Annotated in this window: 20 protein-coding genes; 9 read left to right on the top strand and 11 right to left on the bottom strand. The window is 68.6% G+C overall.

All coding sequences use genetic code 11. The features are described 5' to 3' along the window. Window positions 1-4 precede the first annotated feature (4 nt). The 5 genes from ABD104_RS05140 to ABD104_RS05120 all read left to right on the top strand — a co-directional run bounded on the left by ABD104_RS05140 (window position 5) and on the right by ABD104_RS05120 (window position 5,385). Window positions 5-1,093 (top strand): MBL fold metallo-hydrolase, encoded by a 1,089-nt coding sequence (locus ABD104_RS05140; protein ID WP_132979405.1) that lies wholly within the window; start codon window positions 5-7, stop codon window positions 1,091-1,093. 242 nt (window positions 1,094-1,335) lie between these two features. Further along, a complete protein-coding gene (locus tag ABD104_RS05135) occupies window positions 1,336-1,911 on the top strand; it encodes an HNH endonuclease (protein ID WP_371695535.1) in 576 nt (191 codons plus the stop codon). A gap of 251 nt (window positions 1,912-2,162) precedes the next feature. Beyond that, window positions 2,163-4,067, top strand: a complete 1,905-nt coding sequence (htpG, locus tag ABD104_RS05130) for a molecular chaperone HtpG (protein ID WP_087836885.1) — start codon at window positions 2,163-2,165, stop codon at window positions 4,065-4,067. Then, window positions 4,064-4,879: a class I SAM-dependent methyltransferase gene (locus tag ABD104_RS05125; RefSeq protein WP_087836884.1), complete on the top strand. Its 816-nt coding sequence runs from the start codon at window positions 4,064-4,066 to the stop codon at window positions 4,877-4,879. The genes htpG and ABD104_RS05125 overlap by 4 nt, the downstream gene beginning before the upstream one ends. Further along, on the top strand, window positions 4,876-5,385 hold the full coding sequence (locus tag ABD104_RS05120) for a DNA-deoxyinosine glycosylase (RefSeq protein WP_243724450.1): 510 nt from the start codon (window positions 4,876-4,878) through the stop codon (window positions 5,383-5,385). The genes ABD104_RS05125 and ABD104_RS05120 overlap by 4 nt, the downstream gene beginning before the upstream one ends. A 146-nt stretch (window positions 5,386-5,531) precedes the next feature. On the opposite strand, the gene ABD104_RS05115 is transcribed toward ABD104_RS05120, so the two are convergent. From ABD104_RS05115 to hda, 5 genes are all read right to left on the bottom strand, one after another. Further along, the gene (locus ABD104_RS05115; RefSeq protein ID WP_087836882.1) at window positions 5,532-6,149 is read right to left on the bottom strand and encodes an LON peptidase substrate-binding domain-containing protein; all 618 of its coding nucleotides are present in this window, start codon (window positions 6,147-6,149) and stop codon (window positions 5,532-5,534) included. A gap of 137 nt (window positions 6,150-6,286) precedes the next feature. Further along, on the bottom strand, window positions 6,287-6,775 hold the full coding sequence (gene folK / locus ABD104_RS05110) for a 2-amino-4-hydroxy-6-hydroxymethyldihydropteridine diphosphokinase (protein ID WP_087836881.1): 489 nt from the start codon (window positions 6,773-6,775) through the stop codon (window positions 6,287-6,289). Then, entirely contained in the window at window positions 6,772-8,175 is a 1,404-nt protein-coding gene (gene pcnB / locus ABD104_RS05105; protein WP_087836880.1) for a polynucleotide adenylyltransferase PcnB, read from the bottom strand. Before pcnB ends, folK begins: the two co-directional genes overlap by 4 nt. After that, the gene (locus tag ABD104_RS05100) at window positions 8,172-8,864 is read right to left on the bottom strand and encodes an HAD family hydrolase (protein ID WP_087836879.1); all 693 of its coding nucleotides are present in this window, start codon (window positions 8,862-8,864) and stop codon (window positions 8,172-8,174) included. Before ABD104_RS05100 ends, pcnB begins: the two co-directional genes overlap by 4 nt. After that, a complete protein-coding gene (gene hda / locus ABD104_RS05095) occupies window positions 8,861-9,583 on the bottom strand; it encodes a DnaA regulatory inactivator Hda (protein WP_087836878.1) in 723 nt (240 codons plus the stop codon). The genes ABD104_RS05100 and hda overlap by 4 nt, the downstream gene beginning before the upstream one ends. 247 nt (window positions 9,584-9,830) lie before the next feature. On the opposite strand from hda, the gene purM reads away from it, so the two are divergent. Next, window positions 9,831-10,880, top strand: coding sequence for a phosphoribosylformylglycinamidine cyclo-ligase (gene purM / locus ABD104_RS05090; RefSeq protein ID WP_087836877.1), 1,050 nt, complete (start codon window positions 9,831-9,833; stop codon window positions 10,878-10,880). A gap of 92 nt (window positions 10,881-10,972) precedes the next feature. On the opposite strand, the gene hisC is transcribed toward purM, so the two are convergent. From hisC to mutL, 3 genes are all read right to left on the bottom strand, one after another. After that, the gene (hisC, locus tag ABD104_RS05085; RefSeq protein WP_343927228.1) at window positions 10,973-12,037 is read right to left on the bottom strand and encodes a histidinol-phosphate transaminase; all 1,065 of its coding nucleotides are present in this window, start codon (window positions 12,035-12,037) and stop codon (window positions 10,973-10,975) included. Between the two features lie 114 nt (window positions 12,038-12,151). After that, the gene (gene miaA / locus ABD104_RS05080) at window positions 12,152-13,126 is read right to left on the bottom strand and encodes a tRNA (adenosine(37)-N6)-dimethylallyltransferase MiaA (RefSeq protein WP_087836875.1); all 975 of its coding nucleotides are present in this window, start codon (window positions 13,124-13,126) and stop codon (window positions 12,152-12,154) included. A gap of 13 nt (window positions 13,127-13,139) precedes the next feature. After that, complete coding sequence (gene mutL, locus ABD104_RS05075) at window positions 13,140-15,053, bottom strand: DNA mismatch repair endonuclease MutL (RefSeq protein WP_343927227.1); 1,914 nt, start codon at window positions 15,051-15,053, stop codon at window positions 13,140-13,142. Window positions 15,054-15,176: 123 nt separating this feature from the next. Here mutL and ABD104_RS05070 point away from each other — a divergent pair, with 123 nt between their 5' ends. After that, window positions 15,177-15,821 carry a VTT domain-containing protein gene (locus ABD104_RS05070; RefSeq protein ID WP_087840857.1) on the top strand — a complete coding sequence of 215 codons (645 nt, stop codon included), beginning with the start codon at window positions 15,177-15,179 and terminating at the stop codon, window positions 15,819-15,821. A gap of 149 nt (window positions 15,822-15,970) precedes the next feature. Here ABD104_RS05070 and ABD104_RS05065 read toward each other — a convergent pair whose 3' ends face one another. Next, window positions 15,971-17,401, bottom strand: coding sequence for an N-acetylmuramoyl-L-alanine amidase (locus tag ABD104_RS05065; protein ID WP_087840856.1), 1,431 nt, complete (start codon window positions 17,399-17,401; stop codon window positions 15,971-15,973). Beyond that, entirely contained in the window at window positions 17,365-17,865 is a 501-nt protein-coding gene (gene tsaE, locus ABD104_RS05060; protein ID WP_343927226.1) for a tRNA (adenosine(37)-N6)-threonylcarbamoyltransferase complex ATPase subunit type 1 TsaE, read from the bottom strand. Before tsaE ends, ABD104_RS05065 begins: the two co-directional genes overlap by 37 nt. Before the next feature lie 22 nt (window positions 17,866-17,887). Between tsaE and queG the strand changes: the two genes are divergently transcribed. Both queG and ABD104_RS05050 read left to right on the top strand, forming a co-directional pair. Further along, window positions 17,888-19,003, top strand: a complete 1,116-nt coding sequence (gene queG / locus ABD104_RS05055) for a tRNA epoxyqueuosine(34) reductase QueG (RefSeq protein ID WP_343927225.1) — start codon at window positions 17,888-17,890, stop codon at window positions 19,001-19,003. 223 nt (window positions 19,004-19,226) lie between these two features. After that, window positions 19,227-20,159, top strand: a complete 933-nt coding sequence (locus ABD104_RS05050; RefSeq protein ID WP_371695565.1) for a tripartite tricarboxylate transporter substrate binding protein BugE — start codon at window positions 19,227-19,229, stop codon at window positions 20,157-20,159. Window positions 20,160-20,500: 341 nt separating this feature from the next. On the opposite strand, the gene ABD104_RS05045 is transcribed toward ABD104_RS05050, so the two are convergent. Continuing rightward, window positions 20,501-20,980: a DUF2214 family protein gene (locus ABD104_RS05045; protein ID WP_132979400.1), complete on the bottom strand. Its 480-nt coding sequence runs from the start codon at window positions 20,978-20,980 to the stop codon at window positions 20,501-20,503. Window positions 20,981-21,042 lie beyond the last annotated feature (62 nt).

Raw genomic sequence — 21,042 nt, 5'->3', positions numbered from 1 at the left:
GGCCATGATGCGGCGGGGGCTGGCGGCGGTCCTGGCGACCTGCGCGGTGGCGGGGTGCTCCCCCGTCAACCCGTACTACGATGCCGCCCAGCCGCACCATACGCCGCATGGATTCCGCAACCTGTATTCGTATGCCCAGCCGGGCACGCTGGACTTCTGGCGCTGGCAGTTCGACCGGTGGGCGCAGGGCCTGCCGCCGCCTCCGACGGAGTCCCTGTCGCCGGTCGTGGCGGACACCGCCTGGCTGAAGGAGGCCTCGCCGGACGTGCGGGTCAGCTGGGTCGGGCATTCCACGCTGCTGGTGCAGCTGGGCCGCTTCAACCTGTTGACCGATCCGGTGTTCTCCGAACGCGCCTCGCCCTTCGGGTTCATGGGGCCCAAGCGCCACCAGCCACCCGGCGTCGCGCTGGCCGACCTGCCGCACATCGATGCCGTGGTGATCTCGCACAACCACTACGACCACCTGGATTTCGCCTCGGTCAAGGCGCTGGCGGCGCAGCCCGGCGGTCCGCCCGTCTTCATGGTGCCCCTGGGCGTGGACGTCTGGTTCCGCCAGAACGTGCCCGAGGCCACCGACTTGCGGCCGCTGGACTGGTGGGGCCAGACGGTGGTGGGCGATGCCATCCTGACGCTGCTGCCCGTGCAGCACTGGAGCGCCCGCACGCCCTTCGACCGGAACGTTTCGTTGTGGGGCGCCTGGGCGGTCCGGACGCGCGAGCCCGCGTTCAACTTCCTGTTCGGCGGCGACTTCGGCTATTCCAAGGACATCGCCGCCATAGGCGAACGCATGGGGCCTTTCGACCTGGCGGCGCTGCCGATAGGCGCCTATGCGCCGCGCTGGTTCATGCGCGGCCATCACATGAATCCCACCGAGGCCGTGCAGGCGCATCGCGACCTGGGTGCCAGGGCTTCCGTCGCCATCCACTGGGGCACGTTCGAGCTGACCGACGAGGCGCTGGACCAGCCTCCCCGGGACCTGGCGCGGGCACGCCGCTACGCGGGCGTCGCCCCCGACGAGTTCTTCGTGATGCACCACGGCGAGAGCCGGGTCTGGCGCGATGGCCGCTGGCTGATCCGCGCTCCGACTGATTGACCCCCCCTACGCGCTTACGCGCGCAAGGGAAGCCCACCCCCTACGCCCTTCGGGCACCCCCTTAAGGGGGCGATGCGGGTGGACCGGCGGAGCCGGATCCACCGCATCCTGGGCCTGGGTTGTTTGTCTTGGTGGGCAGGGGAATGTTGTGCGGAATCGGCATTTGTCTTGATTTGGTCATTGAGGCGCTGTATAAAAAACCAGTGAAAGATAGCGATAGGCAATCCATTCAGGAGAAAACTGTGGCTCATCTGGTTCTCGCGCTCGATGTCGCCGGCACGCCGGTGCACTGGGTGGATATCGAAAAAGCCATCTGCCTGCACGTGGCGGGAAGGGTGGCATGGGAACTGGGGGACACCACCGTCACCTACCGCGGGGGCACGAACCGGCTGACCGGGCAGGTGTCCACCGTCAGCACCGCCAGCATCATCGCCGTGCGCGGCCGCGAGTTCCGCGGCGACCGTTCCGCCTCCATCAGCATCAGCCGTGAACGCCTGTTCTCGCGCGACATGCACGTCTGCGCCTATTGCGGCGGCTGTTTCCCCGAGTCCGAACTGACCATCGAGCACGTCCGCCCCGAGTCGCGCGGCGGCGCCAATACCTGGGAAAACGTGGTCACGGCCTGCCGCTCGTGCAACCAGCGCAAGGGCAACCGCACCCCCGAGCAGGCCGGCATGCCGCTGCTCTACCTGCCGTACCGGCCCAACCGCTGGGAAGGCATGATCCTGCGCAATCGCCGCATCCTGGCCGACCAGATGGAGTTCCTGCTGGCGGGCGTACCTATCACCAGCAGATTAGGACCCTCCCCTACGCGCTGACGCGCGCCCAGAATGGTGGGCCCCCAGCCGCTACGCGGCAGCCCCCCAAAGGGGGCCGGGACCCGCTTTGGGGCGGCCCGGCGCCGGGTCCCGGGGGGCGATGCGGGTGGGGGCTGTTATGCTTGAAAAAGGTGCGCGCGGCCCTATCTACGCCGCGTGAGCTTTTTGCTCCAACCGGACAACTTCCTTTCGTCAACCGCCATGCCTGGCGCGCCTGAACCGTGCGCGCCGGGATGGGCCTTGTTATTGCCATGAGTCAGACCAACACCTCCGAAACCCTGGGCTTCCAGACCGAAGTCAAGCAGTTGCTGCACCTGATGATCCACTCGCTGTACAGCAACAAGGAAATCTTCCTGCGCGAACTGGTCTCCAATGCGTCCGACGCCTGCGACAAGCTGCGTTTCGAGGCCATCGACCGGCCGGAACTGCTGGAAGGCGAGGGCGAGATGGCCATCCGCGTGGGCTTCGACAAGGCCGCGCGGACCATCACGATTTCCGACAACGGCATAGGCATGACGCGGGACGAGGCCATTGCCAACCTGGGCACCATCGCCCGCTCGGGCACGCGGGAGTTCTTCCAGCAGCTGACCGGCGACAAGCAGAAGGATGCGCAACTGATCGGCCAGTTCGGCGTGGGCTTTTATTCGTCGTTCATCGTCGCGCAGAAAGTCACCGTCGTCAGCCGCCGCGCGGGCCAGCCGGCGGACCAGGCGATACGCTGGGAGTCGGCCGGCGACGGCGAGTTCACGATCTCGGCGGCCGAGAAGGCCGGGCGGGGCACGGACATCATCCTGACGCTGCGCGAGGGCGAGGACGACTTCCTGTCGTCGTGGAAGCTGCGCGAGATCCTGCGCCGCTATTCGGACCACATCTCCGTGCCCATCCTGATGAAGAAAGAGGAATGGGACGCCGAGAAATCCGAGCAGGTCACCCGCGACGAGGAAGAGACCGTCAACCAGGCCAGCGCGCTGTGGACGCGCAGCAAGTCCGAGGTCACCGACGAGCAGTACACCGAGTTCTACAAGCACGTGGCGCATGACTTCGAGGCGCCGCTGGCGTGGAGCCACAACCGGGTGGAGGGCCGCAGCGAGTATACGCAGCTGTTGTACGTGCCGCGGCGCGCGCCGTTCGACATGTGGGACCGCAACAGGAAGCACGGGGTCAAGCTGTATGTGAAGCGTGTCTTCATCATGGACGACGCGGAACAGCTGTTGCCGGCCTACCTGCGCTTCGTGCGCGGGGTCATCGATTCGGCCGACCTGCCGCTGAACGTCTCGCGCGAGATTCTGCAGGAAAGCCGTGACGTGCGCGCCATCCGCGAAGGCAGCGCCAAGCGCGTGCTGAGCCTGCTCGAGGACCTGGCCGAGAACCGCAAGGACGATTACGCGACCTTCTGGACCGAGTTCGGCCAGGTGCTCAAGGAAGGCGTGGGCGAGGACGCGACCAACCTGGAGCGCATCCTGAAGCTGCTGCGCTTTGCTTCCACCCAGGACGGCACCCCCGCGCAGACGGTGTCGCTGGCCGACTACGTGGCCCGCATGAAGGAAGGCCAGGACAAGATCTACTACGTCACGGCCGAGACCTTCGCCGCGGCCAGCAGCAGCCCGCACCTGGAAATTTTCCGCAAGAAGGGCATCGAGGTCCTGTTGCTCACGGACCGCGTCGATGAATGGATGCTGTCCTTCGTCAACGAGTTCGACGGCAAGCCGCTGGCCTCCATCGCCAAGGGCGGCCTGGACCTGGGCGCGCTGGCAGACGAGGAAGAGAAGAAGCAGCAGGAAGAAGTCTCGGAAGAGCTCAAGCCGGTGGTCGAGCGGCTGAAGGAGGCGCTGGGCGAGGCGGTCAAGGACGTGCGCGTGACCTTCCGCCTGGTCGATTCCCCCGCCTGCGTGGTGGTGGACCAGCAGGACATGAGCCAGCACTTGCAGCGCCTGCTCAAGGCGGCCGGACAGGCCGCGCCCGAGTCGCGCCCCATCCTGGAGATCAACCCGGGCCATCCGCTGATTGCGCGCGTGCGGCAGGCCGGCGATGCCGACTTCGGCCAGTGGGCCCGCTTGCTGCTGGACCAGGCCCTGCTGGCCGAGGGCGCGCCGCTGGAGGATCCGGCCGCGTTCGTGCGCAGCATGAACAGCCTGTTGCTGAGCCAGTCCTCTTGAGCCGCAAGGCGCAACGGCCCGGGCCGGACCGGCGGCGCGCCGCCGGCCCCAGCGAGCTCGACGAGCCGACGTTCTCGGAAGAGCAGGGCGTTCGCTACCTGCATTTCGGCAGCCCCTGGATCCAGGGCGCGATGCGGATACGCAGCCCTTTTTCGCTGGAGCTGGAGTACACGCGCCAGATGATGGCGTGGCTGCTGTTCCTCGATCCGCCGCAGGCCGGCGGCGAGCAGGCCATCGGTACGCTGGGGCTGGGCGCGGGATCCCTGACGCGCTTCTGCCTGAAGCACACCGACAGCCTGGTGCGCGTCGTGGAATGGAACCCCAGCGTGACCGCCGCCTGCCGCGCCTATTTCCGCCTGCCCGCCGACAACGAGCGATTCATGGTCACCCATGATGACGCGGGCGCGTGGGTGGAGGACATAGCCAATCGCGGCAGTTGCCGCGCCTTGATGGTGGATTTGTACGACCATGCCGCGCGCGGCCCGGTGCGCGATTCCGTCGAGTTCTATCGCGGCTGCCGGCGGGTGGTCAGCGCCAACGCCAGCCAGGCGGGTGTCGTGACCGTCAACCTGTTCGGCGCGCACGACAGCTACGAACATAACCGCCGCAATCTGGACGAGGCGTTCGAGGGGCGCGTGGCGGTCCTGCCCGAAATCGAGGAAGGCAACCGGGTGGCGATCGCCCTGGCCGGCCCGGCCTTGCGGATCGACGCGCAGGCGCTGCTGGCGCGCGCCGAGGAGGTCGAGAACCGCTACGGCCTGCCGGCGCGCAAATGGGCGCGTTCGCTGGCGCCGGAGCTGGGGCGGTTGTGAGCGCCGCGGCGCAGCCCCAGCTCAGCGGCTTTCCGCCGGTGCTGGCGTCCGACGCCACGGTGCTGCTGCTGGGCAGTTTCCCGGGCGTGGCGTCGCTGAACGTGGGCCAGTACTACGCCCATCCGCGCAACCAGTTCTGGCGCCTGCTGGGCGCCTGCCTGGAGGTCGAGGCACTGCACCTGGTGCCCTACGAGGAACGACTGCGCGTTGCCATCCGGCACCGCGTGGGCATCTGGGACGTCGTCGCCAGTTGCCGGCGCCAGGGCAGCCTGGATGCCGCCGTGACCGAGGCCGAGGTCAATCCGCTTGCGGCCTACCTGAAGGAACATGCGCCGCTGCTCGAACGCATCGGCTTCAACGGCGGCCTGTCCTGGAAGCTGGGCCATCACCTGGCCGACTACGGCTACCGCGTGTTCCGGCTGGCTTCTTCGTCGCCGGCGGCCGCGATGTATAGCTTCGAGCAGAAGCTGGAGCAATGGCGGCCCCTGTTCGCATGTCGGTCGTGATTTCCTGCTGCAGCAGGTCGTCCGTCAGGTGGCGGATCTCCTGGATCAGGGCCTTGCTGGCGGTAGACAGCATGGTGTCGCGCCGGTAGGCGACGCCGATCAGGCCCACGCCGCACATTGCCGGGCTCCCGCCCGGGAATCTCATCTCATTCGGCCAGGAGCTTGCGCCGCTTCAGGATGTCCTGGATCTGGTCCAGGCGGCTTTCCGGGTCATCGTCGGCCAGCAGGTGGCGCTGTTGCGGCGGCAGCAGCGGCAGCATTTCCGCCCAGCGGTTCGCGACCCATCCGCATTCGTCCAGCCGGAAGGGCGGCTCGATGGGAAGGTCGGGGCCGGCTGCGCGCTGCTGCTGGAGTTCGGCTATCAGGCGGCCCAGCGTATTGGCCGCGGGCTGCAGGGCAGCCGGGATGGGGACCACGGGGTCGTCGGCCAGCGGCTCGACCTGCCCGACCCAGAGACCGTACTTGCGCTGTTCGCTCGCCACCAGGCGAAAGCGCGTCGTCCCCACGCAGCGCAGTTGCAGCAGGCCCGGCATGGGTGCGTCCCACTGTTCTATCCTCGCCATGGTGCCGAAGTCGGCCAGGACTTCCTTGCCTTCCGGCGTGCGGACTTCGTGGCCGGCCAGGAGCGGCACGACGCCGAACGAGGACTGATCGGCGATGCACTGCTTGATCATGTCCAGGTAGCGGATCTCGAAGATGCGCAAGTGCAGGACGCCCTCGGGATACAGCGCCCGGCCGAGGGGGAAGAGCGGGGTCGTGTTCATGGCGGTAGGCGGTTGGTTGCCCGAGCCTCCAGGATAGCGCGAGGCACTCGCCGCCGCGTAACAAGGCAATACGCGGGGCAAGACCGCCTAGGCCCCATTCCCGGCCTGTGCGAGCCTTCTTTTGGCGTGAGCAGGCCTTAGTCCAGCGGCAGGACCGCCTGGTCCGCGCAGGCCCGCAGCAGTTCCTCCACCCGCCCCTGGGGCAGCGCCATGTCCGGATCGATGTCCGACAGGGGGCGCAGCACGAAAGCGCGCTGGTGCATGCGGGGGTGGGGCAGGGTCAGCCGAGGGGTATCCAGGCGCTGGCCGTCGTATGCCAGCAGGTCCAGGTCCAGGGTGCGGGGGGCGTTGCGATAGGGACGTTCGCGGCCGTGGCGCCGTTCGATGTCCTGCAGCAGGTCCAGCAGCGCCAAAGGGGGCAGCGTGGTGCGCAGGCGCACGACGGCGTTGACGTAGTCGGGACCGCTGGAGTCGATCGGCTCGGTGCGGTAGAAGCGCGAAAGCGCGTCCTGCCGTACCTCGGGATGGGCAGCCAGCGCGGCCAGCGCCGCGCGCAGGGTGGCGGCCGGGTCGCCCAGGTTGGCGCCCAATCCCACCCAGGCCGTCTGCCAGGCGGGCGCGTTCATCCCGCTACCGGGGTGCCGCCTTCCGGACCGCCCTCGGCGGGGCCTCCCTGGCGCGAGCGGCCGCTGCGCCGGCGGCGCTTGCGGGGGGCCGCGGCTTCCCCGGCCGCGCGCGGCTGGCGGGCCAGTTCTTCCAGCATCTCGGCGCGCGCCGAATCGCTGGCGTCGGCCAGGTCCATCCACCATTGCGCCAGGGCGCTGTCCACCTCGCCGGCGGCGGCGCGCAGTTGCAGGAAATCGCAGGCGGCGCGAAAGCGCGGCTGTTCGAGCATGCGCCAGGCGCCCTTGCTCTGGCGCCGTTCGAAGCGCGGCTGCATGAACCAGATCTCGCGCATGTCTGAGACGAAGCGGCGCTGGATGGCCAGCTTCTCGGTCTGGTCGTCCAGCACGGAATCCACGGCCATGCCCAGGGCGGGCATGGGCAGCTCGCCATCCGCGCGGTACTGCTGCCAGCGCTGGTTGACCTGCTGCCACAGCAGCGCGGCGAACAGGAAGCTGGGGCTGACCGACTTGCCGCTGCGCACGCGCACGTCGGTGCGTTCCAGGGCCAGCTTCACGAAGCGTTCGCCCCCGGGCTGTTCCAGCACCACGTCCAGCAGCGGCAGCAGGCCCTTGTGCAGGCCTTCGGCGCGCAGCCGGCGCAGGCAGTCCAGCGCGTGGCCGCAGGTCAGCATCTTCAGCATCTCGTCGAACAGCCGCGAGGCGGGCACGTTCTCGATCAGGTGGGCCATCTCGCGGATGGGCGCGAGCGTGGCCGGCGCGATGGTGAAGCCCAGCTTGGCGGCGAAGCGCATGCCGCGCAGCATGCGGACCGGGTCCTCGCGGTAGCGCTTGGAGGCGTCGCCGATGATGCTGACGGTCTTTTTCTTCAGGTCGGCCACGCCGTCGTGGTAATCGATGACGATCTCGGTGGCCGGGTCGTAGTACAGCGCGTTCAGCGTGAAGTCCCGCCGCGCGGCGTCTTCCTCCAGCGTGCCGAAGACGTTGTCGCGCAGGATGCGGCCGTGTTCGTCGGTGGTCTGTTCGTCCGAGCCCGAGGCGCGGAAGGTGGAGGTCTCGATGATCTCCTGGCCGAACACCACGTGCACCAGGCGGAAGCGGCGGCCGATGATGCGGGCGCGGCGGAACAGCGGCTGTATCTGTTCCGGCGTGGCGTTGGTGGCCACGTCGAAGTCCTTGGGCTGGGCGCCCACGATCAGGTCGCGCACCGCGCCGCCGACGATGTAGGCCTCGAAGCCGTGCTCGTGCAGCACATCGCAGACCTTGATCGCATGGCGCGAGACCAGCCGGCGGTCGATGCCGTGCTTGGCCTGGGGCACGCGCAGGGGCGCATGCCGCTTGACGCTCAGGATGGGGCGCGCGGCGCGGGGGGTGAATAGCTTACTGATGAGCTTCTTGATCATGCGAACAGGTCCGTGATGCGCCAGCCCCGTTCGCGCGCCAGTTCGCGCAGCGCGGCGGATGGGTTGGCGGCGACCGGGTCGGTCACCGCTTCGAGCAGCGGGACGTCGTTCATCGAGTCGCTATAGAAGAAAGACTGGCGGAAATCCGACAACTGCCAGCCGTGGCCGGCCAGCCACTGGTTGACGCGCACGACCTTGCCCTCGCGGAAGCAGGGAATGCCCTGGATGCGGCCGGTGTAGCGGCCGGCGACGTATTCCGGTTCGGTCGCCAGCAGCACGGGGATGCCGAAGGCGCGCGCGATGGGCGCGGTGACGAAGGTGTTGGTCGAGGTCGCGATGGCGCACAGGTCGCCCGCTTCCAGGTGTTCGCGCACCAGGGCGATGGCCTGGGCGGAGATGGCCGGACGGATCACCTCGGCCATGAAATCCTCGTGCCAGCGGGCCAGGTCGTAGGGCGTGTTGCGGGCCAGGAGGCCCAGCATGAATTCGGCCGACTCCATCGCGGTCAGCTTGCCTTCGTCGTAGCGGCGCATCAGTTCCTCGTTCCGGGCGCAGGCGGCGGCGGGGTCGCCGACGTGCCCGGCGCGGGCGAGGAAGTCGGCCCACCGGTAGTCGCTGTCGAGCGGCAGCAGGGTGTGGTCCAGGTCGAACAGGGCGAGGCGGGAAGGCGGCGCTTGGGTGGGGGTCATGACAACGAAGAATACGACTGAATGGTGGACGGTTGGGGCTGTTCGGCCAGCATGGCGCGCAACAGCGGCAGCGTGATCGGGCGCTTGGCCGCCAGCGAATAGCGGTCCAGGGCGTCGAGCAGGGCGGCCAGCTGGCGCATGTCCCGCTCGTAATGGGTAAGAATCCAGTTCACCACCTCGGGGGCGAGCTGCAGCCCGCGGCTGGCGGCCTGGCGGATCAGGGCGTCGGTCTTTTCGGCATCGGACAGCACCTCCAGCCGGAATACCAGGTCCCAGCCCAGCCGGGTGCGCAGGTCCTCGCGGATCTCCAGCTGGCCCGGGGCCCGCTCGCCGGCGACGATCAGGGACAGGGCGATGTCGGTGGCCGAGGTTTCGCGCCAGCGGTTGTACAGCGAGAACACGCAGGCCAGCCGCGGTTCGTCCAGGAGATGCAGGTCGTCGATGGCGATCAGCGCGGGGCGGACGTCGGATTCCTCGGGCTGGGCGGCGCGCCGGTAGGCCGACACGGGACTGTGGCTGTCCAGGTAGACCGCGCCCGGCCGGTCGGACAGGGCGCGCAGCAGGTGCGTGCGGCCGCATCCCGCCGGTCCCCAGAGGTAGACGGCGCGGCCCGGCTCCAGGGCGCGCAGGGTCGCCAGGGCCTCGACATTGGGGCCCGCGACATAGTTTTCCAGGGACGGAGCCGGCGCGGCAAGAACGTCGAGTAGCAACTGCTTCATGAGGGGCGGCTAAGAGACCCGCAGCGTCGGACGATCATGGCGTTGGGTGGCGACAGGTCGGGCCGGGCAAGGCTGCGCAGGCAGAAAAGGAATGCGGGGCGCGGCGGGTGCCACCGGGAGTTGTCCCGATGTAAATCCCTGTCCGCTGCATGGGAATACCAATCATCGTAAAATTATAGCTTTCAGGCGGTCCCGGCTGGTTTTTTTGCCGCGAAAGCCCGCGCCCATCCACTTTTCGGTCCATCCCATGTCCGCACAACAACCCAGCGCTTCCTCTCTAACCTACCGCGACGCGGGCGTCGACATCGACGCGGGCGATGCCCTGGTCGAGCGCATCAAGCCCCTCGCCAAGCGCACCATGCGCGAAGGAGTGCTGGCCGGCATTGGCGGATTCGGCGCCCTGTTCGAGGTGCCCAAGAAGTACCGCGAGCCCGTGCTGGTGTCGGGCACCGACGGCGTGGGCACCAAGCTGCGCCTGGCGTTCTCGTGGAACAAGCACGACACCGTGGGCATCGACCTGGTGGCCATGAGCGTGAACGACATCCTGGTGCAGGGCGCCGAGCCGCTGTTCTTCCTGGACTACTTCGCCTGCGGCCGCCTGTCGGTGGACACCGCCGCCACGGTCGTCGGCGGCATCGCCAAGGGTTGCGAACTGGCCGGCTGCGCACTGATCGGCGGCGAAACCGCCGAGATGCCCGGCATGTATCCCGACGGCGAATACGACCTGGCGGGCTTCGCCGTCGGCGCGGTCGAGAAGTCGCAGGCCATCGACGGCAGCCGCATCCAGCCCGGCGACGCCGTGCTGGGCCTGGCCTCCAGCGGCGCGCACTCCAACGGCTACTCGCTGGTGCGCAAGATCATCGAACGCGCCGGCGCCACGCCGGACCAGGACTTCCACGGCCAGCCGCTGCGCGACGTCGTCATGGCGCCCACGCGCATCTACGTCAAGCAGGTACTGGCGGCCATCGCCAAGCACGAGATCAAGGGCCTGGCCCACATCACCGGCGGCGGCCTGCTGGACAACGTGCCGCGCATCCTGCGTCCCGGCCTGGCCGCGCGCCTGCACCGCGACGCCTGGACGATGCCCGAGCTGTTCACCTGGCTGCAACGCGAAGGCCAGGTGGCCGACACCGAAATGCACCGCGTCTTCAACTGCGGCATCGGCATGGTGGTGGTGGTCTCCGCCGACCAGGCCGACGCCGTGGCAGCGACGCTGCGCGAACAGGGCGAAACCGTCTACCGCCTGGGCGAAATCATCGACCAACAACCCGGCGCCGCCCAAACCGAAGTGATCTGATAGACCCAGGATGCGGTGGATCCGGCTTTGCCGGTCCACCCGCATCGCCCCCTTGAGGGGGCGCCCGAAGGGCGTAGGGGGTGAGCTTCCCTTCAGCGCGTAGGGGGGAGATCCTTCAGTGCATTGAGCAGCGCATCGCATTCGGCGTCGGTGCCGACCGTGATGCGCAGGTACTGGTCGATGCGCGGCTGCTTGAAGTGCCGCACCAGCACCTTGCGTTCGCGCAGCGCCTGCTGCAGGGCCGCGCCATCGTGGCCGGGGTGGCGCGCGAAGACGAAGTTGGCGGCCGACGGCAGCACTTCGAAGCCCAGTTCTTCCAGCTTGGCGGTCAGGCGCACGCGCGAGGCGATGACGGCCTGGCGGGTACGGTCGAAGTAGGCGGTGTCTTCCATGGCCGCGGTCGCGCCGGCTATGGCCAGGCGGTCGAGCGGATAGGAGTTGAAGCTGCTCTTGACCCGTTCCAGCCCCTCGACCAGATGCGGCTGGCCGATGGCGTAGCCGACCCGCAGGCCCGCCAGCGAGCGGGCCTTGGACAGCGTCTGCACCACCAGCAGGTTGGGGTAGACCGCCACCAGCGGCACCGCCGAGGTGCCGCCGAAATCGACGTAGGCTTCGTCCACCACGACCACCGAATCAGGATGCGCCTTCAGCAGCGCCTCGATGTCCTCCAGGGGCAGCAGGCGGCCGGTGGGGGCATTCGGATTGGGGAAGATGATCCCGCCGTTCGGCTGGCCGTAGTCCTGCACGCGCAGCGACAGGTCGTCGGCCAGCGGCACGGTGCGGTAATCGATGCCGTACAGGCCGCAGTAAACCGGATAGAAGCTGTAGGTCACGTCCGGGAACAGCAGCGGCAGGTCGTGCTTGAGCAGGCCGACGAACACATGGGCCAGTACCTCGTCCGAACTGTTGCCGACGAAGACATGATCGACCGGCACGCCGTGGAAACGCGCCACCGCCGCCTTGAACACGTTGGCGTCGGGGTCGGGATAGCGCCGCAGCGCCTCGTTGGTGGCCTGGCGTATGGCTTCCAGGGCGCGCGGCGAGGGCGGGTACGGGTTCTCGTTCGTGTTGAGTTTGACGAGTCCGTCTATCTGCGGTTGTTCGCCGGGGACATAGGGCGTCAGTTGCTGAGTGACGCGGCTCCAGTACCTGTTCATGAATCGTGTCGTCGAAAGCGCAAAGCGCGGCAACGGGCCGCGCACGCATCCAGCATAGCAGGGCCGGCGTCCCGGCGCACGCCGCGGCTGGCGCGGCGTGGCGCGGGTGCGCCGTCAGCGTGGGTTGGCGGTCGCCGCGACGGCGGCGTCCAGCGTCGCGGCCGCCGCGTCGATCACGCGCGCGGTGCTGTCCGGCGCCAGGCAGTCCACCGCCAGCCGGTCCGGCAGCGCGCGCAGCCAGGTGATCTGGCGCTTGGCCAGTTGCCGGGTGGCGGCGATGGCCTGGCCCCGCATCTCGGCGCCGTGGATGTCCCCGGCCAGGTAGCTCCATACCTGGCGATAGCCCACGCATCGTATGGACGGCAGCTCGGGGCCCAGGTCGCCGCGCGCCCGCAGGCGGCGTACCTCGTCCACCAGGCCGGCTTCGAGCATGGCGTCGAAGCGCTGTTCGATCCTGGCATGCAGGCCGGCCCGTTCCGATGGTTCCAGGCTGAGATTGACGTAGCGCTGCTCGGTGGCGTCCGGCGCGACCTGGCCCGTCAGCAGGGCCGACATCGGCTGTCCGGTCAGCGCGTGGACTTCCAGTGCCCGCTGGATGCGCTGGCTGTCGTTGGGCGAGAGCCGCGCGGCGGTGGCCGGATCGACGCGCGCCAGTTCGGCATGCATGGCGGGCCAGCCGATGTCGGCCGCGCGGGCGTTCAATTGCGCGCGCAGGACGGCGTCCGCCTGCGGCAGGTTGTCCAGACCTTCGCGCAGCGCCTTGAAATACATCATGGTGCCGCCGGCCAGCAGCGGGATGCGGCCGCGGCCGCGGATGTCGGCGATCAGGCGCAGCGTCTCGGCGCGGAACTGGCCGGCCGAAAAGCTTTCGGCGGGATCGCGGATGTCCAGCAGGTGTTGCGGCACGCGCAGGCGTTCCTCCTGGCTGGGCTTGGCCGTGCCGATGTCCATGCCACGATAGATGGTGGCGGAATCGACGTTGACGATCTCGAGCGGCCAACGGTCGGCCAGCGCCAGCGTGGCCGCGCTCTTGCCGGCGGCGGTGGGGCCCATCAGGCACAGGACGGGAGGGGAGCTGCGGTCGGCCATCTTCGGTGCGGACTCAGCGCCCGCGCAGGAACAGGCGGTCGAGGTCGCCCACGCTCAGCTGTACCCAGGTCGGCCTGCCGTGGTTGCACTGGTCGGCGCGTTCGGTCGCTTCCATCTGCCGCAGCAGGCCATTCATCTCGTCGTGGTTGAGCCGGCGATTGGCGCGGACCGCGCCATGGCAGGCCATGGTCGCCAGCAGTTCGTTGCGTTGCTCGGTCAGCAGGCGCGACGCGCCCACCTCGGCGAAGTCGCGCAGTACCTCCCGCGCCAGGGTCTCGATGTCGGCCTGGGCGAGCGGCGCGGGAACGGCGCGCACGGCGATCGACGCCGGTCCGGCCGGCCGCAGCTCGAAGCCGAGGTCGGACAGGGCTTCCTGCTGCTCCTCGACCAGCGCGACGTCGCTTTCCGAGGCCCGGAACACCACCGGCACCAGCAGGTTCTGCCGCGGCATCTCGCGCGCATCCAGCGCATTCTTGAGCTGTTCGTACACGATGCGTTCATGGGCCGCGTGCATGTCGATCACGACCAGTCCGTGCGCGTTCTGCGCCAGCACGTAGATCCCGTGCAACTGGGCGATCGCCATGCCCAGCGGCAGCTCGGTGCCGTCCGGCAGAGGGCGGGGGCGGCCGCCGGCCAGGGCCTGGGCCACGCCGGCGGCGCCGGGCGGGGCGGCGGGCGAGGGGGCCAGGGGCTCGTGCAGGGCCAGGATGCGCGCGCCCAGCTCGGGGCGATAGGCGGGCGCGGCATCTTGCAGCCGGAACGGCAATTGCGAGGACGAGGCCAGCGCGGGCGCCACGGGGCGCGCGAAGGCCGGCTCGGACGAGGAGGGTACCGGCGCGGCGCCCGGGCCGATGGCATGGGGAACGGCCGGGGCGGGCATGCCGCCGGCCAGGACCGCCTCGGACGGCGGCGCCTCGGCGGCCGTGTCCATGCCGGGCGCGGCGCCGGCGGCGTGAGCCAGGGTCTGGCCAATGATCTGCGTCACGAAGCGGTGCACCGCGCCGCTTTCGCGGAAGCGCACCTCGTGCTTGGCCGGATGGACGTTGACGTCCACCGCAGCGGGGTCCAGGTCCAGGAACAGCACGTAGGCCGGCTGGCGGTCGCCGTGCAGCACGTCCGCATAGGAGGCGCGCATGGCGTGGCTGACCGTGCGGTCGCGCACGAAGCGGCCGTTGACGTACAGGTACTGGCGGTCGGCGCGGGCGCGCGAGGCGGTGGGGCGCGAGACGACGCCGCGCAGGCGGATCGCGCCGGCGTCGGCCTGCACCGGCAGGCCGCCCTGGCCGAACTCCGCGCCCAGCACGTCATGGATGCGGCGCACCGGGTCGGCGGGCAGGTGCTGCTGGTAGGCACGGTCGTGGTGGAACAGGCGGAAGGCGATATGGCAGTGCGCGAGCGCGATGCGCTGGAACGCCTCCACGCAATGGCCGAATTCCGTCGCTTCCGATTTCAGGAACTTGCGCCTGGCCGGCACCAGGTCGAACAACTGGCGCACGTCCACCGTCGTGCCCGGAGGGCCGGAGGCCGGGGAAATCTGCCCGTCTTCCCATTGCCAGGCATGGTCCGCGCTGGCCGTGCGTGAAATCAGGGTGAGCCGGGCAACGGAGGCGATCGAGGCCAGCGCCTCGCCGCGGAATCCCATCGAGGCCACCGATTCGAGCTCGTTCAGCGACCGGATCTTGCTGGTGGCATGGCGGGCCACGGCCAGCGGCAGTTCGTCGGGAGGAATGCCGCCGCCGTCGTCGCTGACGGCGATCCGCCGGATGCCGCCACCCTCGAGTCGCACGTCGATCGCGCGCGCGCCGGCGTCGATGGCGTTCTCCATCAATTCCTTCAGGACCGAGGCAGGGCGCTCGATGACTTCACCCGCCGCGATCTGGCTGATCAGGAGGTCGGGAAGCTGGGCGATGGGGCGACGTTCGGACATGGGCGGATTATAGTGGCCCCTCCCGGGCGCAGGGATCCTGTCATGCTTTGACATGCGCGGAAACGCGTGCGTCGGCTATAGTGCCCGCTCGCCTTTTCTCTCGTCCCTCACCGCCGGTTTCCCATGCTCGAATTCCTTCAGATGTTGATCCATATCGACCAGACCCTGGGCGTATGGGTCGCGCAATATGGCGCCTGGATCTACCTTATCCTGTTCCTGATCGTCTTCGCCGAGACCGGTCTGGTCGTCCTGCCCTTCCTGCCTGGCGACTCGCTGCTGTTCATCGCCGGCGCCTTCGCCGCCACCGGCAGCATGCACCCCGGGCTGCTGATCGTGCTGCTACTGATCGCGGCGGTCTCGGGCAACACCGTCAACTACTACGTCGGCCGCTACATCGGCCCCCGCGTCTTCTCGCAGAACATCCGCTTCCTGGACCGCGCGGCGCTGATCAAGACCCACGCCTTCTACGAGAAGCACGGCGGCAAGACCCTGATCATCGCCCGCTTCCTGCCCGTGGTCCGGACCTTCGCTCCCTTCGTCGCCGGCGTCGGCTACATGACCGTCGCCCGCTTCCAGTTCTTCAACGTCATCGGCGCGCTGCTGTGGGTGCTCCTGCTCGTCCTGGCCGGCTACTTCTTCGGCAACCTGCCCCTGGTGCGCGAACACCTGAACACCATCGTCCTGATAGGCCTGGCCGCCGCCATCGTCCCGGTCGTACTGGGCGGCCTATGGAAGTTGATAGGCGGGCTGCGATCGAAACGCGCCTGAAAAACGAAACGGCCTCGTGTGAGGCCGTTTTTTTGTAAAGCCCCCACCCCTCCACCAACCGGTAGGTTGCCAGGGCGCCGCGGATCCGGCTCCGCCGGTCCGCCAGCGCCGCCCCCTGGGGGGCGCGCGAAGCGCGTAGGGGGGGACCCCTACGTCAGTTTGTTCTTCGACAGCGGCGGGTTCTTCGCGAAATAGCGCTGGATGCCCTGCATGATGGCGGTCGCCATGCTGCTCTGGTAGGACACGTCCGACAGGCGCTTTTCCTCTTCCGGATTGCTGATGAAGGCGGTCTCGACCAGGATGGACGGGATGTCGGGCGCCTTCAGCACGGCGAAGCCGGCCTGCTCGACCCGCGGCTTGTGCAGGCGGTTGATGTTGGACAGTTCGTCCAGCACCGCGCGGCCGAGCTTGAGCGAATCGTTGATCTGGGCCGTGGTGGATAGGTCCAGCAACACCCGGGCGATCTGCTTGTCGTGCGAGCCGATGTTGACGCCGCCGATCAGGTCGGAAGCATTTTCCTTGGCCGCCAGCCAGCGCGCCGCGCTGCTGCTGGCCCCGCTTTCCGACAGCGCGAACACCGACGAGCCGCGCGCATCCGGCTTGATCCAGGCGTCGGCGTGCACCGACACGAACAGGTCGGCCTGCACCCGGCGCGCCTTCGCCACGCGCACGTGCAGCGGCACGAAGTAGTCGCCGTCGCGGGTCAGCATGGCGCGCATGTTGGGCTGCTGGTCGATCATGGCCTTGAGCCCGCGGGCGATCCGCAGCACGACGTCCTTTTCCCGCGTGCCGCCGCGGCCGATGGCGCCGGGGTCCTCGCCGCCGTGGCCGGGGTCCAGCGCGACGGTGATCATGCGCGCGACCGCGGGATCGGAGCGCCGGCGGATGGACGGCGGCGCCTCGGGCACCGCTTCCGGGATGGGTGCGCCGTTGGCGGCCGAGCCCGTACCGGGCGCGGGAATGGCGTCGCGCTCGGACTGCAGGTTGTCCAGCATCTGCGCCATCGGGTCGCTGCTACCCTTGTTCGCCAGCGCGACCAGGGGATCCTGGGCCGCCTTCGGATACAGGTCGAGCACGAGGCGGTGCTTGTATTCGCCCACGGGCTTGAGGCTGAAGACCTGGGGAATGGTTTCCTGCTTCAGGTCCAGCACCAGCCGTACCACGTTGGGGCGGTTCTGCCCGACGCGTACGCTGGCGATGTAGGGGTCGTCCGGCCGGACCTTGGACACCAGGTCGCGCAGCGCGGCGTTCATTTCCACGCCTTCGATATCCAGGACCACGCGGTCCGGATTGTCCAGCACGAAGTGCTCGGTCTTGAGCTCGGCGTCCAGCTCCAGCGTGAGCCGGGTGTAGTCGGGGGCGGGCCACAGGCGCACCGCGACCAGTTCGGCGGCCCGGGTGGCCGTTGGGACCAGGGGCACCACCAGGGTGGCGGCCAGGCCGGCCACCAGCCGGCGGCGCGAGACGCCGCGGGGCGCGAGCACCCCTTGGGCCTGGGCGTAGGACAGGGCCGGTGTGCCGGCCGGAAGGTCGGGGTCGGGTTCTAGCCCGTCGTGTCGGGAAAAAGTGTGTTCAGCCATGCCTGCCCTTTTGCGGTGTGGGCGTCGAGCGTCACCCCGCGTCCTGCGCCTTCATAAGACAGCGCGATGTCCAGGTCCGGGACCGGAAGCGCACCGCCTGCGCGTTCCGCCCATTCGATGAGCACGAGGGCGTTATCGCGCAGGGCGTCCCGGAATCCGGCGTCGATCCACTCGCGTGGATCGGTAAAACGATAAAAATCAAAGTGATAGCAGTATAAGTTCGAAACTTTGTAAGGTTCAACTAGCGTGAACGTCGGACTTTTGATTCGACCTGTAACGCCGACTCCGCGCAACAGTGCCCGGGCGAAGCTGGTCTTGCCCGCTCCGAGGTCGCCGTGGAGGTGGATGCGGCCTCCGTGGGCCACCAGCGGAGCCATCCGGGCGGCCAGGGCTTCGGTGGCGGATTCGTCGGGCAGATGGGCGTGGCGGGAGTCGGGCATGGCGGGATGAAGGGCAGGGTTCATGGGCATGGGCTACCATGACAGTATGTCAGCGTCGCCCCCGTTTGCCCCCGTTTCCACCCACGACGGCCCCGACCTGGCCGCGCTGGCCGAGACCATACGCGGCTGGGGCCGAGAGCTGGGTTTTTCCGCGGTGGGATTCGCCGACCTCGACCTGGAAGAGGCGGGCCGGCGGCTGGCCGCCTGGGTGGCCGAGGGCATGCATGGCGAGATGGATTATATGGAGCGCCACCTGCCGCTGCGGCAGGATCCGACCCGATTGGTCTCGGGGGCGCGCTCGGCCATCATGGTACGCATGGACTATGCCCCGCTGGACGGGCCCGCGCTGGCGGCGCGCCAGCGCCAGGCCCTCGAGGACGGCGGCCGGGCGGTCGTCGCCACCTATGCCCTGGGCCGCGACTACCACAAGGTCCTGCGCCAGCGCCTGCAACGGCTGGCCGACCGCATCGCCGAGCACGTCGGCCCCTTCGGCTACCGGGTCTTCACCGATTCGGCGCCGGTCATGGAAGTGGAGCTGGCGCGCAAGGCCGGCCTGGGGTGGCGCGGCAAGCATACGTTGTTGCTGTCACGCGACGGAAGCTGGTTCTTCCTGGGCGAGATCCTGACCGACCTGCCCCTGCCGGCAGACAGCCTGGAGACGCCGCATTGCGGGCAATGCCGCCGCTGCATCGACGCCTGTCCGACCGGCGCCATCGTGGCGCCCTACGTGGTGGACGCCCGGCGCTGCATTTCCTACCTGACCATCGAGCTCAAGGGCAGCATCCCCGAGGCGCTGCGGCCGGCCATCGGCACGCGCGTCTACGGCTGCGACGACTGCCAGACCGCCTGTCCCTGGAACAAATACGCGCGCGCCTGCGCCGAGGGGGATTTCGCGCCGCGCCATGGACTGGACACGGCTTCGCTGCTGGACCTGTTCGCCTGGAGCGAGCGGGATTTCGACGAACGTACCCAGGGCAGCGCGATCCGCCGCATCGGCTACGAGCGCTGGTTGCGGAACCTGGCGGTGGCGCTGGGCAACGCGCCGGCCTCGGACCAGGCGCGCGCGGCGCTGCGCGAGCGCGCCGACCACCCCAGCGAACTGGTCCGGGAACACGTGCGCTGGGCGCTGGAGCGCCAGAGTCGGGGAAAACGAGAGGTGTGACATGCACAGCGTGTCAAACCTGTTTGCTATTCTTTTGGCCAGGCCCACTTGAGCCCATGAGGTCAAGACAGCATTAGAAACGCGCAGCATCGAGACCGGCGCGCAGACGCCTCCGCATCGTTGCGGCACGGGCCGATTCCGTGAAGGACCATCCACAAGAGGAGTACGCATGAAAGCAGCAAGAATCGCCGCTTCGCTGGCGGGGCTGACCGTTTCCGCCGCCATGCTCGCCGTGCCTGGCACGGCCGCCGCCCAGTCCTATCCCAACAAGCCCGTACGCGTCATCGTGCCGTTCGCGCCGGGCGGCTCGACGGACATCATCGCCCGGCTCGTGGGCGAGCGCATGGGCCGCGAACTCGGCCAGCCCTTCGTGATCGAGAACCGCGGCGGCGGCGGCGGGGCCATCGGCGCCAGCGAAGCCGCGCGCGCCGCGCCGGACGGCTATACCCTGAGCATCGCCACCGTCTCGACGATGGCCATCAACCCTGCCTGCAACCCCAAGCTGGGCTACGACCCGCTCAAGGACTTCCAGCCGGTCACCAACTTCGCCCACACGGCCAACGTGCTGGCCGTCAATCCCAAGGTCCCGGCCAACGACTTCAAGTCGTTCCTGGAACTGGCCAAGAAAGAGCCCGGCAAGTTCTCGTTCGCCACCTCGGGCACTTGCAGCATCAATCACTTCCTGGGTGAACTCTTCCAGCTGGGCACGGGCGCCAAGATCGTCCACATTCCCTATCGCGGTTCGGGACCGGCCATCGCCGACGTGGTGGGCGGCCAGGTGCAGATGCTGTTCGACAACCTGCCTTCGTCCATGCCCAACATCCAGGCCGGCAAGCTCAAGGCACTGGCGGTCGCGTGGGACAAGCGGGTGGATGGCCTGCCCGACGTGCCCACGTTCAAGGAACTCGGCCTGCCGCTGATGAACGACCCGGCCTGGTACGGCCTGCTGGCTCCCGCCGGTACGCCCGCCGACATCATCAACAAGCTGCGCGACGCTGCGGTGAAGGTGCTGTCCGATCCGCAGGTGAAGGACACCCTGGCCAAGCAGGGCGCCGCCGCCGTCGGCAACACGCCCGCCGAGTTCCGCACCGAGATCGAGAAGGAACTGAACAAGGCGAAGGAAGTCGTGAAGAAGCAAAACATCAAATTGGAGTAAGGCCCCCCCTACGCGCTTCGCGCGCCCCCCAGGGGGCGGCACTGGCGGACCGGCAGAGCCGGATCCGCTGTGCCCTGGGTCTGGGACCACCGCGAATACGGGAACGGCCTTGCATCATGATGCAAGGCCGTTCGCATTTGTGCTGACAAGAGGCAAGAACGCCTGTCCTCCGCCAGCCTGTTGGTACCCCAGGATGCGGTGGATCCGGCTTTGCCGGTTCACTCGCATCGCCCCGGGACCCGGCGCCGGGCCGCCCCAAGGCGGGTCCCCGCCCCCTCGGGGGGCTGCCGCGTAGCGGCTGGGGGCTCACCATGCCGGGCGCGCGAAGCGCGTAGGGGGGGTTAAACCCCCCGAGCCATGGCGGCGGCCAGGATGGGGAGGGCTAGCCAGCCCAGGAACTGGAGGCGGATGGCCTTGCGGACTTTGCTTACGTCGGCGGCTGCTGGCTGGAAGTCCGCGTCGTGGCGGGCTTGCTGGCGCCAGCGCAGGTAGTTGATGGTGGGCAGGGCCGAGATGGCGCCGACGGCCAGGAAGACCGCGATCTTGGCCCAGAAGACGGGGTTGTCCAGGTAGAAGGCCGCGCCCTTGGGGGCCCAGGCGACGCGTGCCGCGCCGATGGCCAGGATCAGCATGGCCAGGCTGCCGTACCAGGCGTCGGTCCTGCCGAGCAGGGCCAGGGGGATGCTCGGACGGGCAGGGTTGAGGAGCGTCCATTGCATGGCCAGTGCCGCGGCCATGCCCAGGAAACAGAGATGGTGCATCCACGCGAGAATGAAATCGGCAATCATGGTCTTGACGCTGTCTAGATGAGAAAGCGCCACGATAGCTTCCGATGTTTACACTGTCAAGAATAATCCGGGAAGGCTGTCCGTCAATTTGACGG

Source organism: Pigmentiphaga daeguensis, assembly GCF_039523035.1.
GTDB lineage: Bacteria > Pseudomonadota > Gammaproteobacteria > Burkholderiales > Burkholderiaceae_B > Pigmentiphaga > Pigmentiphaga daeguensis.
The sequence above is the reverse complement of the archived record's forward strand: the minus strand, read 5'-3'. Positions and strand labels throughout refer to the sequence as shown.

What these genes read in the sequence shown, in the direction of transcription:
- ABD104_RS05140 (WP_132979405.1), top strand. Translation starts at nt 5, where the DNA reads ATGATGCGGCGGGGGCTGGCGGCGGTCCTGGCGACCTGCGCGGTGGCG.
- htpG (WP_087836885.1), top strand. Translation starts at nt 2,163, where the DNA reads ATGAGTCAGACCAACACCTCCGAAACCCTGGGCTTCCAGACCGAAGTC.
- ABD104_RS05115 (WP_087836882.1), bottom strand. Translation starts at nt 6,149, where the DNA reads ATGAACACGACCCCGCTCTTCCCCCTCGGCCGGGCGCTGTATCCCGAG.
- folK (WP_087836881.1), bottom strand. Translation starts at nt 6,775, where the DNA reads ATGAACGCGCCCGCCTGGCAGACGGCCTGGGTGGGATTGGGCGCCAAC.
- pcnB (WP_087836880.1), bottom strand. Translation starts at nt 8,175, where the DNA reads ATGATCAAGAAGCTCATCAGTAAGCTATTCACCCCCCGCGCCGCGCGC.
- ABD104_RS05100 (WP_087836879.1), bottom strand. Translation starts at nt 8,864, where the DNA reads ATGACCCCCACCCAAGCGCCGCCTTCCCGCCTCGCCCTGTTCGACCTG.
- hda (WP_087836878.1), bottom strand. Translation starts at nt 9,583, where the DNA reads ATGAAGCAGTTGCTACTCGACGTTCTTGCCGCGCCGGCTCCGTCCCTG.
- purM (WP_087836877.1), top strand. Translation starts at nt 9,831, where the DNA reads ATGTCCGCACAACAACCCAGCGCTTCCTCTCTAACCTACCGCGACGCG.
- hisC (WP_343927228.1), bottom strand. Translation starts at nt 12,037, where the DNA reads ATGAACAGGTACTGGAGCCGCGTCACTCAGCAACTGACGCCCTATGTC.
- miaA (WP_087836875.1), bottom strand. Translation starts at nt 13,126, where the DNA reads ATGGCCGACCGCAGCTCCCCTCCCGTCCTGTGCCTGATGGGCCCCACC.
- mutL (WP_343927227.1), bottom strand. Translation starts at nt 15,053, where the DNA reads ATGTCCGAACGTCGCCCCATCGCCCAGCTTCCCGACCTCCTGATCAGC.
- ABD104_RS05070 (WP_087840857.1), top strand. Translation starts at nt 15,177, where the DNA reads ATGCTCGAATTCCTTCAGATGTTGATCCATATCGACCAGACCCTGGGC.
- ABD104_RS05065 (WP_087840856.1), bottom strand. Translation starts at nt 17,401, where the DNA reads ATGGCTGAACACACTTTTTCCCGACACGACGGGCTAGAACCCGACCCC.
- tsaE (WP_343927226.1), bottom strand. Translation starts at nt 17,865, where the DNA reads ATGAACCCTGCCCTTCATCCCGCCATGCCCGACTCCCGCCACGCCCAT.
- queG (WP_343927225.1), top strand. Translation starts at nt 17,888, where the DNA reads ATGTCAGCGTCGCCCCCGTTTGCCCCCGTTTCCACCCACGACGGCCCC.
- ABD104_RS05050 (WP_371695565.1), top strand. Translation starts at nt 19,227, where the DNA reads ATGCTCGCCGTGCCTGGCACGGCCGCCGCCCAGTCCTATCCCAACAAG.